We start from the raw sequence: 14136 nt of genomic DNA on the forward strand, positions 1-14136 counted from the left end.
CAGATCGTGCGCCTGGCCGGGGTGGGTCAGCGTGAAGGGCGATCATCGTCCGCTTCCGCACGACCATCGTTGCCACGTTGCAAGCGCTCGATCGCCTCGCCGCCTTCCTGGGCCAATCCAGCCAGGCGCTCGATCTGGGCATCCAGTTTGGGCAGCGCCTCCTGGCGATAGCGGGAGAGATCGTCGATGGCACCCATGACGTCGCCGAAAGCCTGTTCGAGCGCCTCCAGATCGAGCTGCGCCGAGCCGGCGCGGGTCTGGATCTCCACGCCCTGCTGGCGCAGCGAGCGAGCGGTTCCGGCGATCAGCTCCGAGGTGGTGGCGTTGAGGGACTCGACGCGGTCGAGGACCAACCGCTGATTGGCCAGCGCCAGGGCCACGGCGACCGCCACGGTGAGCGCCGAGACGGTGACGTGGATGGCGCGGTCGACGCCGCGCATCAGTTCGCGATTGTTTCGGATGATCACTTCCAGCGCCAGCACGCCTTGCTGACTCACCGCCTGCTGCTGCTGCAGATCGAGGATGCGCTGGCGCAGCGGGAAGAGCAGCTCCTCCTCGAGGAAGGTGCGCTGCGCGTCGCCCTCGTCGCGTCGCTCGATCACCGCTACCAGACGCCGGTCGATCAGCCGCCCCAGCGCCACCTGGCGCTCGAGTTGGCCGAGAATATCGCGCAGCGCCTGCTGGTCGTCGCCCAGCGTGAGGTTGTCGCGATGCAGCATGTCGCGCCCCGCCTCCAGGTCGGCGATGATCGCATCCAGTGCCTGCTGGGCATTCTCGAACTTGCGGAAATAGCGCTGCAGGCGACTTCCGGCACCGGGCAGGCGCTCCAGCACACGATCGAGGCGCCCCTGCTCGAGGCGATGGTGGCGCGGGTCGAGCGACTGCATGCGTCCACGCAGGTCGATCAGCGCCTTGGCCACCGGACCGCCGTCGTCGCCCTGGTGCGCGAGTTTGCGCAGCGGCGTCTGCAGCATGGCGCTGTGGTGAGCCGCCTGCTGCTGCAGCTCGAGGCCCATCTCGTCCACGGCGCGGCGCTGTCGAGCGAGCGTCTCGGCATCCTGGGTATCGGCCAGCACGTCCTCGACGAAGCGATCGGCCAGCGAGGCCAGCTCCGGGTCTTCGCTCTGTGCAGTCGCGTCATCCGGCGTCGGCGTCGCCGCGTTCAGTTCGCTCTCGATCTCTTCCACCGTCGGCAGGGAGAGCGGCGAGCCGCGGTCGGATGGCGATTTCATGATTGGCACCCCCTGCATATCGATGGATTGACCCAGTCTCGAAGTCACCTTACCCCAAGGACAAGCCATTCACTGGCTGGTTCGCCCGTAGCGCTCGGCGCGGCCAACGAAGCGACGCAGCTCCTCCAACGCCTGATCGGTCGCCACGCTTGCCTGGGGGCGGCCCGTTTCGATGCGCGCCAATGCCACGGCGGCATCGTCGAGTACGGTCAACGCCGACTCGTTGCGGGCCGCCAGGTGACGCAGGCGGCTCTCGGTGCCCTCGATCAGCTCCAGGCGCCGCTTGAGGGCGATGCGCTCCTCCACGGTCAGCGATTCGCGCGCCAGGCGGCGACGCACGAAATCGGCGTCGAGCCCCACCACGCCACGCGCCTGTGACGTCATGGCGGTCAGATTGTCCACCACGCCCAGGCACACCTCGCTGACCAGTCGCTGGGCGCGCTGGTAGGCGAGTTCCTGGGGCGAGAAACGCGCCTTCAGAATGTCCAGCACATGAGCATAGCGGCTATAGCCGCGGTCGGCCTGGATCGCCAGATCGGGGCGACGCACGTCGAGCAGCCCCTGCTTGGCACGACACAGCGCCAGCACCACCTCATCGTCACCCGCCGGAGGATGCGCCGGGTCGAGCACCGCCACGCCGCTCTCCCGGGCCTCACGCTCCTGCTCGACGCGCCGACGCTGCGCTTCGGCGACCAGTCGGGCCTCTTGACGGCATCGCTGCCGCCGCTGGCGCCAGCGATGCCAGGCCCGCTCCAGCGGTACCTCCACGGCGATGGCCGTCAGCCCCGCCAGCCAGCCAGCCAGGCTGGGGCCAAAGCCGCCCCACAGCGAGGTCAGCCACAACAGAAAGCTCAGGAAAGGCGCGAAGAGCGCATAGCGGAAGATCACCTGCAGGCGAGTGGGCGACTCGCCGGGCAGCGCCAATCTCGGGTTGACCAGCCCCACCAGGCACCACGGCAGGCAGGTGAGAAAGAGTCCGTAGGCAAATCCCTGCAGGAATCCCAGCATGGGCCTCGTTTCCAGCGACCATGGGCGATGTCCTGAGTGTACGGGTGGGCGGCGTTGGGCGCACGTCCCATTACATCAGTCGCGTCAACACCAAGGCGCTGCCGCTGACCAGCAGGGCGGTGATCACGGCAACGTCCACCGCCCGATCCAGCCAGCGATCGACTGCGCCAGGGGCCAGGCGGCGCACCGCGCGACGCTGCGAGGCACCACGGCGGGGCGGCGCACGGCGGAAGCCGAGCAGCGGCATGACGCACCTCCATTATCGTCGTTTCCTGGAGCTTATGACCTGGCCTCGAAGTGCGCCACCGCGAATGATCGGAATTGCAAGATGGCAGCGTCACCCCGATGATGAACGAAAAGCGCAGCAGGCTAACCAATTACGGGGTACCGAGATGCCGCAACTCGCCGACACGCCACTTTCCGTACTCGACCTCGCCCCGATTCGTCAGGGCGGTACCGCCGCCGACAGTTTTCGCGAGAGCGCCAACCTGGCCAGGCTCACCGAGCGGCTAGGCTTCACGCGCTACTGGCTGGCCGAACACCACGGCATCGACGGCATCGCCAGTGCCGCCACGGCCGTACTCATCGGCCACATCGCCGGGGCGACCTCGCACATCCGCGTCGGTAGCGGCGGGATCATGCTGCCCAACCACCCACCGCTGATCGTCGCCGAGCAGTTCGGCACCCTGGAGACGCTCTATCCGGGGCGAATCGATCTGGGACTGGGCCGCGCCCCGGGATCGGACGCTGCCACCATGGCGGCGCTGCGCCGCGATCCCCATGCCGGTGTCGACGACTTCCCGGAACGCCTCGCCGAGCTGCAACGGTTTCTCGGCGAACCACGACCGGGCCAGCGCGTGAGGGCCATCCCCGGCCAGGGCACCCGAGTTCCGCTGTGGCTGCTGGGTTCCAGCGGCTACAGTGCCCAACTGGCTGCTCGCGAAGGGCTGCCCTTCGCCTTCGCCGCCCAGTTCGCACCGGGCTATCTGCACGAGGCGCTGCGTCTCTACCGCGACAACTTCCGCCCTTCGGCAGTGCTCGAGCGCCCCCATGCCATGGTCGGCCTGCCGGTGATCGCCGCCGAAAGCGATGCACGCGCCGAATTTCTCGCCAGTACGGCCCGGCAGAAGTTCCTCAACCTGATTCGTGGCGCTTCCACCCGTTCGCTGCCGCCGGTGGAAACGCTGGACTGGACACCGACCGAACGCGCTCAGGTCGAGCAGTTCCTGGGAGCGGCGGTCATCGGCGGCCGCGAGACAGTGCGCCACGCCCTCGAGACCTTCCTCGAGCGCACCGGCGCCGACGAGTTGATGCTGGCGACCGACGTCTTCGCCGAAGCGGATCGACTGGCCAGCTACGAAATCGTGGCCGAGGCATGCCGATCGTGACCTTGACGACACGGCCGGACCGGCCCGTGTCCGGAACGATTCCGACTCTCCGGCCTCCAAGTGGCAGCCACGTCGCCCCGCCTGGGGGACGATTCGTTTGGAGAAAGTGATGCCCGACCCTCGCGACCCCCGCCGCAATCCCGCCTGGCATGCCGCCCAGCAGTGGCAGCGGCGTGCCCGACAGTCCCAAGGCAACGGCCTGCTCGGCAGCCTGAAGATGCTGCTTGCGTGGCTGCTGTTCGGCGCCCTGATGATCGTTGCCATGGTGCTTGGCCTGGTGTTACTGCTACTCGGCTGGGCCCTGATGCCGCTGCTGCGCCATCGGCTCAAGAAACGCATGGAGCAGATGCGTGCCGACCAGGCACAAGAGGCGGGCAGCAGCGTCCACTATCGCGAAACGCGCTCCCGGGAAAGCCGCTCAGCAGCGGGCACGCAGCGCGATAGACAGATACTCGAGGGGGATTTCGAGATCAAGGACGACGACCCACGGCATTGAGTCGCAACATGCCGTAGCGTTCAGGCACTGCCCTCGTAGGCCGCCTTGAGCCGATAGAATTCGGTGACGACCTCGTCCATGGCGGCAGGGTCGTAGTCGCACAGCCCGCTGACCACCAACTTCTTGGTTCCGCTGCCCACCACCTCGCCGGCATCGGTGATGCAGAACTGCAGCTGTACATCGCCCCGCTTGCCGTGCACCTCCAGCGCCGAGTCGACGAGCTCGAGCCTCGGCTGCTTCAGGTCCAGTCGATCCAGGGAAAAGCCCATGCTGTCGTAGACCACCAGCGGTCGGCGAGGATTGAACATCACCCCTTCGGCTTCCATCAACGGCTTGAGCACATGGGGAAAGTTCTTGCCGGAGAAGGACACGTAGCGCTTGGTGAAGGCTTCGATCACCCCGGCTTCCTCGGTACGCTCGCCGCGACGCGCCACTTCCAGGTAGCGCTTGCCGTCATCGTCGCTGACCGCGATGTGCGTGTCGTCGGGCGCCTCGAGGTGCAGCGGCACGTCGTTCCCGACCATGCTGCGAAAGCGAAAGTCCATGTGGCGGGAGAGTCCGAAATGGGACAGCACCAGGGCGAAGAGCAGGTCGCCCGGCACGCAGAAGCGTCGTGCATCGGGATCGTGAATGGGATTGAAGTCGCCGGCGACCCGCTTGGCGAAATCGCTGGCCTGTCGAGCGGTGATACGAATCCGCGACGCGCTGCGCGTATGGTAGGGATCGAGAAACATGCCTGGTCTTGCCTGCTCCGAACTGGGGTGACGCCTGCTGACTGACGCCTGTGTCGGACCCGATGATGCCACAAGTCGTCACCATGCGTCGCGATGCACCCAGCGGTAAAAGGGGATGCTGCGCCGCAATGCTGCTGATATAATTAGGCCGCTTACCACCTCTCCCTCTACCCTGACGGAAACCGCTACCATGGTGACTTGTCCACGCTCCTCGGACCATCGGCATCCTACCCGGTGGTCTTTTTGGTTCTGTGCCCCGCTTCTCTTCCTAGGGCTCTCCACACCCCTGCATGCCGCCGCCGGTCCGCTGGACCTCACGCCTTCGGCCGTCGGCATGGCCGCCTTGGCACTCTTCGTCCTCGCCTATGCCCTGGTCATGGCCGAGGAGAAGATCCATATGCGCAAGTCCAAACCGGTGTTGGTCGCGGCCGGCATCATCTGGGCGATGATCGGCTGGGTCTACGTCAATGCCGGCCTCTCGACGGAGTCCGAGCACGCCTTCCGCGAGACCCTGCTCGAGTTCTCCGAGCTGATGCTCTTCTTGCTGGTGGCGATGACCTACATCAACGCCATGGAGGAGCGCCGCGTGTTCGACGCCCTGCGCTCCTGGATGATCCGCAAGGGCTTCAGCTACAAGCAGCTGTTCTGGCTGACCGGCGGGCTCGCCTTCGTCATCTCGCCGGTGGCCGACAACCTCACCACCGCCCTGCTGATGTGCGCGGTGGTCACCAAGGTGGCCGAAGGCGACAAGCGTTTCATCAATCTATGCTGCATCAACATCGTGGTGGCAGCCAACGCCGGCGGTGCCTTCAGTCCCTTCGGCGACATCACCACGCTCATGGTATGGCAGGCCGGCATGGTCGAGTTCTATGAATTCCTGTCGCTGTTCATTCCCTCGCTGGTCAACTTCCTGATTCCTGCGGTGGTGATGAGCCTGTTCATCAACAACCGCAAGCCGGAAGGCGTCTACGAAGACGTTTGGCTCAAGCGCGGAGCCCGCCGCATCATCGCCCTGTTCCTGCTCACCGTGGCCACCGCGGTGGCCGGGCATACCCTGCTGCACCTGCCGCCGGTACTGGGCATGATGACCGGGCTGGGCTACCTGCAATTCTTCGGCTACTACCTGCGTCGTACCCTCCCGCGCTCGCTGGAGCGCAAACGCAAGCGCTACACCCGTCGCGGCGATTATCGCAAGCTCGAGCAGCTGGGCAGCGTGGTGCCCTTCGACGTGTTCAACCGCGTGGCCCGCGCCGAGTGGGACACCCTGCTGTTCTTCTACGGCGTGGTGATGTGCGTGGGTGGCCTGGGCTTCATGGGCTACCTGGCCACGATGTCCGAACTGCTCTACACCCAGTGGGATGCCACCTGGGCCAACGTCGTCCTGGGGCTGATCTCCGCCGTGATCGACAACATCCCGGTGATGTTCGCGGTGCTGACCATGGAGCCCGAGATGTCTCACGGCCACTGGCTGCTGGTGACCCTCACCGCAGGCGTCGGCGGCAGTCTGCTGTCGGTGGGCTCGGCCGCCGGGGTGGCGGTGATGGGTCAGTCACGCGGCGCCTATACCTTCATGGGCCATCTGCGCTGGGCACCGGTGATCATGCTCGGCTATATCGCCAGCATCGCCGTCCACCTGTGGCTCAATGCCGAGAGCTTCGCGATCATGCACTGACACGCGCCTCGTCAAGGGTCGAGCCGCGGCCCTTGATGAAGCCGTCCCGGCCAGCGCAACACCATGATGGCCAGGACGTTGCGGTGCTCACCGCCGGCCAGTTCGCTGCTGCCCGCGGGTGACGGAATGATGCCGCTTGTCGGGTCGACGGCCGCGACCAGCGCTTCGCGCAGGCGAGCTACCGCCGGATGCGCCTCGCGGCCGGCGAGCAGGAAACTGAGCGCCACCTCGGCCTGGATGTCCTCGGTGGCGCGCTTCCGGATCGTCTCGAGCTCGCGCTCGAAGCGGTCCAGTATCCAGGCGAACTCGTCGGGATCCACGCGTTGCTGGTAATAGCGGCTCGCCGCGATCACGAAATGGGTCATGCCGTAGAGATAGTTGCGGTATTCCAGGTCGTCCAGCCCGTCGGCACTGCCCGGCGGATACTGGGCACGAAAGGCGGAGACCACCGGCTCGCGGAGGTCGGTCACCCCGAGCTGATGCAGGAAGTGCACGTAGTTGCCCACCTGGGCCGCATAGGTGCGCAGGACTTGCGGGTCGGTCAGAAAACGCTTCCAGTCGACCTCGGCAAGGTAGTCGAGAGCCCGCTCGTGCCCGTCGACCTCCGTCAACAGGCCATGGTACTCGGCCTGGATCAGCCGGGCGAGCAGACGCCGCGCGAAGGGTAGCTCTCCCCACTCGGCGAGCATCGCCCGGCGAGCGCGCTGTTTCGCGGTGCGCTGCGGGTAGCTCACGACGATCTCGCGACTGCGCATGGCGGCATAGTCCGGCGCTTCGAGACCGACGATGTCGGCCTCGAGCTTGGCCACCAGCCGGCGCCCATAGGCGCGACTGAACGGCACATAGCGCGCCTCGCCGGTCAGGCGATAGAGACGCTGGGCGTAGTGGCGCTGCTTGGCGGGCGGCAGTTCGGGCAACGCCGCATCATAGACGGCCTGGATGGCAAGCCCCGTCTCGCGCTGGCGTTCGCGTTGGCTCGCGTCCAGGTGCGTTTCGACGCTGGCGCAGCCCGCGAGCAGCACGAGAAAGACGAGCAGCGACCACCCGACCGCCGGCCAGCGACCCAGCCGGCTGCGGACCATCTCACGTCGGATCATTGCCCTGTCTCCTGCGACGACGCTCGGGACGGATCAGCCTGACTCGTGCCTTGGGCGGTACCTTGGCCTGCTCGCCACCGTCCCGTGCTGCCGGACGGATCGTCACCCAGGCGAAAACGGGCAACGCGAGCCGCCACTGGATCGCCGCCAGGCGCAGGCTCAGCGTCGTCGCCACGCCGATCATGATCGATGCCAGAGCCGGTGCGTCCAGCGCCTCCAGCGCCACGTAGACGATGCCGCCAGCGATCGATGCGGTGGCGTAGACTTCCTGGCGCAGCACCATGGGCACGCGACGCGCCAGGACGTCGCGCACCATGCCGCCGGCCACTCCAGTGAGCAGGCCCATCAGCACCGCCACGATGCCGGGCGCCTCCAGCAGCAGCGCCTTGTGGGCCCCGATCACCGTGAACAGGGCCAGGCCGAAGGCATCCGCCACCGGCAGGAAGACTCGCGAGAGGCGATGAATGTAGTGGAAACCCAGGATCGACAGCCCCACGGTGGCCAGGATCACCCACAGGTAAGTGGGGTCGCTGACCCAGAACACCGGCCGCACGCCCAGTACCAGGTCGCGCAGGGTACCGCCGCCGATGCCGGTCACCGCCGCCAGCACCAGCATGCCGAAGGGGTCCATGCGCGAACGGCAGGCGAGTATCACGCCCGACAGGGAGAAGACGATCACCCCTGCCATGTCCAGCCAATGGACCAGGCTCGTCACGTTTCACCCGCCCGAATCGAAACCGGCAAGATTCTCCGCTCCGCTCTCATTGGTAGGTCACCACCAGAAATCCCACCAGCTCCGTATCGCCGACATTCTCGATGGTGTGTTCGAGATCGGCATGATAGTGAGCGGAGTCGCCAAGGCCCAGCTCGCAACGATTGTCGCCGGCCACCACGACCGCCCGCCCTTGGGTAACGGTGAGCAGCTCGCGGGTCCCCTCGAAGTGCGCAGCGCTGTGCAGCCGGGCGTTCGGGGCGAGGCGCACCTCGTAGAACTCCACGCTCTTCTCCAGGTGCAGCGGCGAGAGCGTGCGGATGCGGCAGTCGCGGTCGTCACGAAACAGCTGACTGGCATCGTCGCTGCGCACCACCTCGATGCGCGATGCCGTCCACGGCTGATCGACCAGCTCGCCGATGTTGAGCCCGAAAGCCTGGGCGATGCGCAGCGTCACTGCCAGGGTCGGGTTGGCCCGCCCGCGCTCGATCTGGCTCAGCATGGAACGGCTGACCCCCGAGGCGGCGGCCAGTTGCTCCAGCGTGAGGCCACGCTTCTTGCGCAGCTCCACGACTCGGCTCGCCAGCCCCTGGCTGCCGATGTCTCCCGTGGTGGAAGCTGCCACCGTTGTGTCGTTCACCCCGTCACTCCTCTATACCGATAGGAACACGCTGCAACCCACACGTGGGGCCATCGCCCAAATCCATGATGAGGGAATTATTTCTTGAATGATGGAATTATTCTGCAATACTGGAAGTCGTTCCTTTATCGTAAACGTTCTGGAGCGCAATGCCAGGATCCTGCGTTCCCGACGTCACTCCGACCCCCATAACAAGGTAGAGTCATGCAAGCACTGGTCAAGAAGGAAGCCGCGCCGGGACTGTGGCTGGCGGAGGTTCCGAAACCGGAGATCGGCATCAACGACGTGCTGATCCGCGTCAAGCGCACCGCCATCTGCGGCACCGATCTGCACATCTACAAGTGGGACAGTTGGGCGCAGAAGACCATTCCCACACCCATGGTGGTGGGTCACGAGTTCGTCGGCGAGATCGTCGAGGTCGGCTCCAACGTCAATGATTTCCACCCCGGCCAGATCGTCTCCGGCGAGGGCCACGTGGTGTGCGGGCGCTGCCGCAACTGCCTGGCGGGACGCCGCCACCTGTGCGCCCACACCAGCGGCGTGGGCGTCAATCGCCCGGGCGCCTTCGCCGAATACGTGGCGCTTCCCATGTCCAACGTCTGGGAGCACAAGCCGGGGATCGACCTCGACGTGGCCGCCCTGTTCGACCCGCTGGGCAACGCCGTGCACACTGCCCTGCAATTCGATCTGCTCGGCGAGGACGTGCTGATCACCGGCGCCGGGCCGATCGGCGCCATGGCCGCAGCGGTGTGCCGACATGCCGGGGCGCGCCACGTGGTGATCACCGACCTGAACCCGTCACGCCTGGCACTGGCCGAACGCCTCGGCGCCACCCGCACGGTGGACGTGCGCCATGAAACGCTGGCCGACGTGCAGCGCGACCTGGGGCTGGCCGAAGGCTTCGACGTGGGCCTGGAAATGTCCGGCAGCCCCGCCGCGTTCCGGGAGATGCTGGCCAACCTGTGCCACGGCGGCAAGGTGGCGATGCTCGGCATTCCCACCGAGGAGATGGCCATCGACTGGAACACCGTGATCTTCAACATGCTGACGATCAAGGGCATCTACGGTCGAGAGATGTACGAGACCTGGTACAAGATGTCGGTGATGATCGACTCGGGACTCGACATCTCGCCGGTGATCACCCACCGGTTGCCCTACACCGATTTTCAGCAGGGCTTCGAAGCCATGCTGGCTGGTGATGCCAGCAAGATCGTCCTCGACTGGGAGTAACGCCATGTACGGAGCCTTTCGACAGCACCTGCAGCGCGAGCTCGACACCATCGAATCCGCCGGGCTGACCAAGCACGAACGCCTGCTGGCCACGCCACAGGGCACCCATGTCGGCCTGCCCCCCTCGGCCGGGATGGAAGAAGGCCGCGAGGTGCTCAATCTGTGCGCCAACAATTACCTGGGCCTGGCCCAGCACCCCGAGGTCAACGCCGCCGCCAGGGTCGGGCTCGACGAGTGGGGTTACGGCCTGGCTTCGGTGCGCTTCATCTGCGGTACCCAGACCCAGCACAAGGATCTCGAGCAAGCGCTCAGCGACTTCCTCGGCGCCGAGGACACCATCCTCTACCCTTCCTGCTTCGACGCCAACGGCGGGCTCTTCGAGACGCTGCTCGGGCCGGAGGACGCGGTGATCTCCGATGCGCTCAACCATGCCAGCATCATCGACGGGATTCGTCTCAGCAAGGCCAAGCGCTACCGCTATCGCAACTGCGACCTGGCCGACCTCGAAGCGCAGTTGCAGGCCGCCGAGCGCGATGGCGCGCGCTTCAAGCTGATCTCCACCGACGGCGTCTTCTCCATGGACGGCACCATCGCCCCGCTGGATGCCATCTGCGACCTGGCGGAGCGCTACGGGGCGCTGGTGCACTTCGACGACTGCCATGCCACCGGCTTTCTCGGCGAGGGCGGTCGCGGCACCCACGAGTACCGCGACTGCATGGATCGCATCGACATCACCACCGGCACCCTGGGCAAGGCACTGGGCGGCGCCAGCGGCGGCTACACCAGCGGCCGACGCGAGATCGTCGCTCTGCTGCGTCAGCGCTCGCGGCCGTACCTGTTCTCCAACACCGTGGCCCCGCCGGTGGTGGCCGGCGCCCTGAAGGCCCTGGAACTGGCCGCCGAGTCCCGCGAGCTGCGCGACCGGCTCGAGGAGAACACCGCCTTCTTCCGCGCGGGACTCGAGCGCCTGGGCTTCGAGCTGCTGCCCGGCGAGCACCCCATCGTGCCGGTGATGCTGCACGATGCGTCCCTGGCCAGCCGCTTCGCCGACGCCATGCTCGAAGAAGGCATCTACGTGATCGCCTTCTCCTACCCGGTGGTGCCCAAGGGCCAGGCACGCATCCGCACCCAGATGTCCGCCGCCTTCACCCGCGACGACCTGGAGGCGGCGCTGGCCGCCTTCGCGCGGGTCAAGGCGAAGCTCGGGGTGTGACCCTCGCTTCGCCTCGTCTCCGGCGCCTTTCATCGCTGGGGGCTTGGAATAGTGCTCTCAGCCGATGGTGCCGCCACCGCGACGGGTAATCGCCACCACGGAGGGGCGCGGCGGCATGCCATCCGCGAAGTCGGGCCAGCGAGTCGCCGGATTCTCGAAGGTCGAGGGAGCGTCGCGTCCCGGGAAGGCCTCGGTTCCGTCGGCCGCCGGATGCTGCACCGCCACGAACAGAGCAGTGTCGTCCGGGGTGAAACAGGGCCCGCACATCTCGGCGCCGACCGGCACACGGAAGAACATCTTGCCGGTGCCGCGCCGCTCGCCCTCGGTCTCCAGCGCCCAGACCCCATCGGCAGTACCCGACTTCGCCCAGTTGCTGCCCTGGTCGGTGGTCACCCAGAGTCGGCCCCGTGCATCCACGGCGCAATTGTCGGGAGCCGCGAACCAGCCGTTATCGCTGGTAGCGGGATTCCACAGCGCGCCGACTTCGCCCCTGGCGGGATCGCCGCAGCGCACCAGCACTTCCCAGTGGTTGCGTTCGGCCGTGTGACGCCCCTCGGTGACGATCTCGAGGATGTGCCCGAAGGTGTTGTCGGCTCGCGGGTTGACCGCATCCACCTGCTCTTCGGTCCGCTGCGTATTGTTGGTGAGCATCACATAGACGTCGCCGGTGGCGGGATTGGCCTCGACGTCCTCGGGACGGTCCATGGGCGTGGCGCCCAGGGCGTCGGCGGCCAACCGAGTATCGATCAGCACGTCGGCCTGGCTGGCGAAACCATTCTCTTCGGTCAACGGTCCTTCGCCATGCACCAGCGGCAGCCAGGTCACGCTGCCATCTTCGTCGAAGCGGGCCACGTAGAGGGTACCGTGGTCGAGCAGGTCGCGGTTGGCCGCCGGGTCGGCACGCTCGACGACGTCGCGACTGACGAACTTGTAGACGTAGTCGAAGCGCTGGTCGTCGCCCATGTAGACCACCAGGCGGCCATCCTCGGCAATCACCGAAGCGGCGCCCTCGTGCTTGAAGCGCCCGAGTGCGGTGCGCTTGACCGGCACGCTCTCGGGATCGCGCGGGTCGATCTCCACCACCCAGCCGAAGCGGTTGGGCTCGTTGGGCTCCTGGGAAACATCGAAGCGGGCGTCGAACCGGCCCCAAGCGTAAGCGTTGCCCGGCACGCCGTAGCGCTCGAGCTTGGCCTTCTCCGGATGGTCGGCGACATCGCCCAGGAAATAGCCGTGGAAGTTCTCTTCGCAGGTGAGAATGGTACCCCAGGGCGTGGTACCGCCGGCGCAGTTGTTGAGAGTGCCGATCACCGTCGTGCCCTCGGAGTCGGCCGCGGTGCGCATCCGCTCGTGGCCGGCGGCGGGGCCGCCGATACGCATCTCGGTGCTGCGCGGGGACAGGCGTCGGTTGTAGCGACTGTTGCGCTGGTAGCGCCAGCGACCACCCTCGCCCAGGACCTCGACCACCGAGAGTCCGTGCGCAGCCTTCTCGATCTCCACCATCTCGGCGGTGATGCCGGAGAAGTCGTGCTCATCCTGTGGCCCCGGCAGGCCCGGAAACATCAGTTCCTCGTTGGTGTACTCGTGGTTGACCACCAGCAGGCCGCGGTCGAAGCGACCCTCCAGCGGCACGAAGCCCACGTAGTCATTGTTGTAGCCGAACTGGCGTTCCTGGGCATCGGCGCTCTGGCGGCGCGGATCGAACTCCGGCGCATCGTCGAACAGCGGGTCGCCCCAGCGAATCAACACCTCGGCCTCGTGGCCGGCCGCCACGTGGTGGGTCGTATCGACGCCGTGCACGATCTCCTCGAAGGCGAAGCGATCGTGCGCTTCGGCGGCGATGGCCGCGCTCAGCGGATGCAGTGCCCCGATGGCCGCCACGCCCAGGCCGGCACTGCCGGCGCCCTTGAGAAACCCGCGACGCGAGAAACGTCGCTCGATGATCTCGCCGATGGGGCGGTGCACGTGGGGGTTGCTCGGTTCGTTCTCGGCTTCCTCGAAATGGGCTCGACGATTGAAAACCATGGCTTCTTCTCCTTACGGGTCGCGATATCGCCGCGACTCAGTCACGGGATTCCTTGATAACGCCGCAAGGTGTCGCTCTGATGACGGTGCCATGGCAGTGTGGGGTCATGCATCGCAAGGACGAGACTGGCATCACTTAGGGTATGCTGTGTGCGCCAGACTCCGAAGCCTCGCAGGCAGAAACCGAGTGCCGCGCCCAATAACGAAGGAGCCCCCCATGGAATGGAGTCCCGCGCTGATCTGGCTCGCCCTCGCCCTTTTGCTGGGGCTGGCCGAGCTCACCTCCGGTGCCCTGCTGCTGCTGGCGCTGGCCATCGCCGCCACGCTAACCGCGGCCGTGGCGACCCTGGAGCCATCGCTGGCCGGGCAGCTGCTGGCCATGGGAGCCTTCTCCGGCGTGCTGGTGCCGCTCGCCGTGTGGAAGATCCGCCCCTGGTTCTCGCCCCGCGGCGTGGCCTATGGCACCACCGGCAGCGGAATTGAGAAGGGGCGGCGCTACACCACCCTCGAGCGCGAGTTCGACGGCGCCACGGGCATCAAGATCAACGGCGACTTCTATCGTCTGCGCGTGGCCCACAGCAGCGACACCGAACTGCCGGCGGGCACGCCCGTCATCTTCGAACGTTTCGACGGCACCACCGCCGTCGTGCATCTCGCCCCACCCGCAGCTCCCCAAGACAAGGAACAGTGAC

General features: G+C 66.6%; 14 protein-coding genes. 6 read left to right on the forward strand and 8 right to left on the reverse strand.

The genetic code is table 11. The annotated features are described in order from the left end of the window. Nucleotides 1–26 precede the first annotated feature (26 nt). From BLP96_RS14440 to BLP96_RS20140, 3 genes are all read right to left on the reverse strand, one after another. Nucleotides 27–1232 (reverse strand): toxic anion resistance protein, encoded by a 1206-nt coding sequence (locus BLP96_RS14440; protein WP_089687618.1) that lies wholly within the window; start codon nt 1230–1232, stop codon nt 27–29. Between the two features lie 69 nt (nt 1233–1301). Then, the gene (locus BLP96_RS14445) at nt 1302–2240 is read right to left on the reverse strand and encodes a cobyrinic acid a,c-diamide synthase (protein ID WP_089687374.1); all 939 of its coding nucleotides are present in this window, start codon (nt 2238–2240) and stop codon (nt 1302–1304) included. Nucleotides 2241–2310: 70 nt separating this feature from the next. Further along, entirely contained in the window at nt 2311–2487 is a 177-nt protein-coding gene (locus BLP96_RS20140; RefSeq protein ID WP_176761532.1) for a hypothetical protein, read from the reverse strand. Nucleotides 2488–2632: 145 nt separating this feature from the next. Here BLP96_RS20140 and BLP96_RS14450 point away from each other — a divergent pair, with 145 nt between their 5' ends. Together BLP96_RS14450 and BLP96_RS14455 are read left to right on the forward strand one after the other, a co-directional pair. After that, on the forward strand, nt 2633–3628 hold the full coding sequence (locus BLP96_RS14450) for an LLM class flavin-dependent oxidoreductase (protein WP_089687376.1): 996 nt from the start codon (nt 2633–2635) through the stop codon (nt 3626–3628). A 109-nt stretch (nt 3629–3737) separates the two neighbouring features. Then, entirely contained in the window at nt 3738–4124 is a 387-nt protein-coding gene (locus BLP96_RS14455; RefSeq protein ID WP_089687378.1) for a hypothetical protein, read from the forward strand. Nucleotides 4125–4144: 20 nt separating this feature from the next. On the opposite strand, the gene BLP96_RS14460 is transcribed toward BLP96_RS14455, so the two are convergent. Beyond that, on the reverse strand, nt 4145–4858 hold the full coding sequence (locus tag BLP96_RS14460; RefSeq protein WP_089687380.1) for a DUF3581 family protein: 714 nt from the start codon (nt 4856–4858) through the stop codon (nt 4145–4147). Between the two features lie 190 nt (nt 4859–5048). Here BLP96_RS14460 and nhaD point away from each other — a divergent pair, with 190 nt between their 5' ends. Then, complete coding sequence (nhaD, locus tag BLP96_RS14465) at nt 5049–6530, forward strand: sodium:proton antiporter NhaD (RefSeq protein WP_089687382.1); 1482 nt, start codon at nt 5049–5051, stop codon at nt 6528–6530. Between the two features lie 11 nt (nt 6531–6541). Here the strand turns inward: nhaD and BLP96_RS14470 are convergent, their stop codons facing one another. From BLP96_RS14470 to BLP96_RS14480, 3 genes are read right to left on the reverse strand one after another with little or no spacing between them, the layout of a single operon-like run. Then, the gene (locus BLP96_RS14470) at nt 6542–7627 is read right to left on the reverse strand and encodes a DUF3541 domain-containing protein (RefSeq protein ID WP_245682270.1); all 1086 of its coding nucleotides are present in this window, start codon (nt 7625–7627) and stop codon (nt 6542–6544) included. Continuing rightward, nucleotides 7614–8342: a trimeric intracellular cation channel family protein gene (locus BLP96_RS14475; RefSeq protein ID WP_089687384.1), complete on the reverse strand. Its 729-nt coding sequence runs from the start codon at nt 8340–8342 to the stop codon at nt 7614–7616. The genes BLP96_RS14470 and BLP96_RS14475 overlap by 14 nt, the downstream gene beginning before the upstream one ends. Nucleotides 8343–8388: 46 nt before the next feature. Next, a complete protein-coding gene (locus BLP96_RS14480; RefSeq protein WP_245682271.1) occupies nt 8389–8979 on the reverse strand; it encodes a helix-turn-helix domain-containing protein in 591 nt (196 codons plus the stop codon). 204 nt (nt 8980–9183) lie between these two features. Here BLP96_RS14480 and tdh point away from each other — a divergent pair, with 204 nt between their 5' ends. Continuing rightward, nucleotides 9184–10209, forward strand: coding sequence for an L-threonine 3-dehydrogenase (tdh, locus tag BLP96_RS14485; RefSeq protein WP_089687386.1), 1026 nt, complete (start codon nt 9184–9186; stop codon nt 10207–10209). 4 nt (nt 10210–10213) lie between these two features. Beyond that, complete coding sequence (kbl, locus tag BLP96_RS14490; RefSeq protein ID WP_089687387.1) at nt 10214–11422, forward strand: glycine C-acetyltransferase; 1209 nt, start codon at nt 10214–10216, stop codon at nt 11420–11422. A gap of 57 nt (nt 11423–11479) precedes the next feature. On the opposite strand, the gene BLP96_RS14495 is transcribed toward kbl, so the two are convergent. Then, the gene (locus BLP96_RS14495) at nt 11480–13444 is read right to left on the reverse strand and encodes a PhoX family protein (protein WP_089687389.1); all 1965 of its coding nucleotides are present in this window, start codon (nt 13442–13444) and stop codon (nt 11480–11482) included. Between the two features lie 217 nt (nt 13445–13661). Here BLP96_RS14495 and BLP96_RS14500 point away from each other — a divergent pair, with 217 nt between their 5' ends. After that, nucleotides 13662–14135 carry an NfeD family protein gene (locus BLP96_RS14500; protein WP_089687391.1) on the forward strand — a complete coding sequence of 158 codons (474 nt, stop codon included), beginning with the start codon at nt 13662–13664 and terminating at the stop codon, nt 14133–14135. Nucleotide 14136 lies beyond the last annotated feature (1 nt).

It is taken from the genome of Billgrantia gudaonensis, assembly GCF_900100195.1.
GTDB classification, from domain to species: domain Bacteria; phylum Pseudomonadota; class Gammaproteobacteria; order Pseudomonadales; family Halomonadaceae; genus Halomonas; species Halomonas gudaonensis.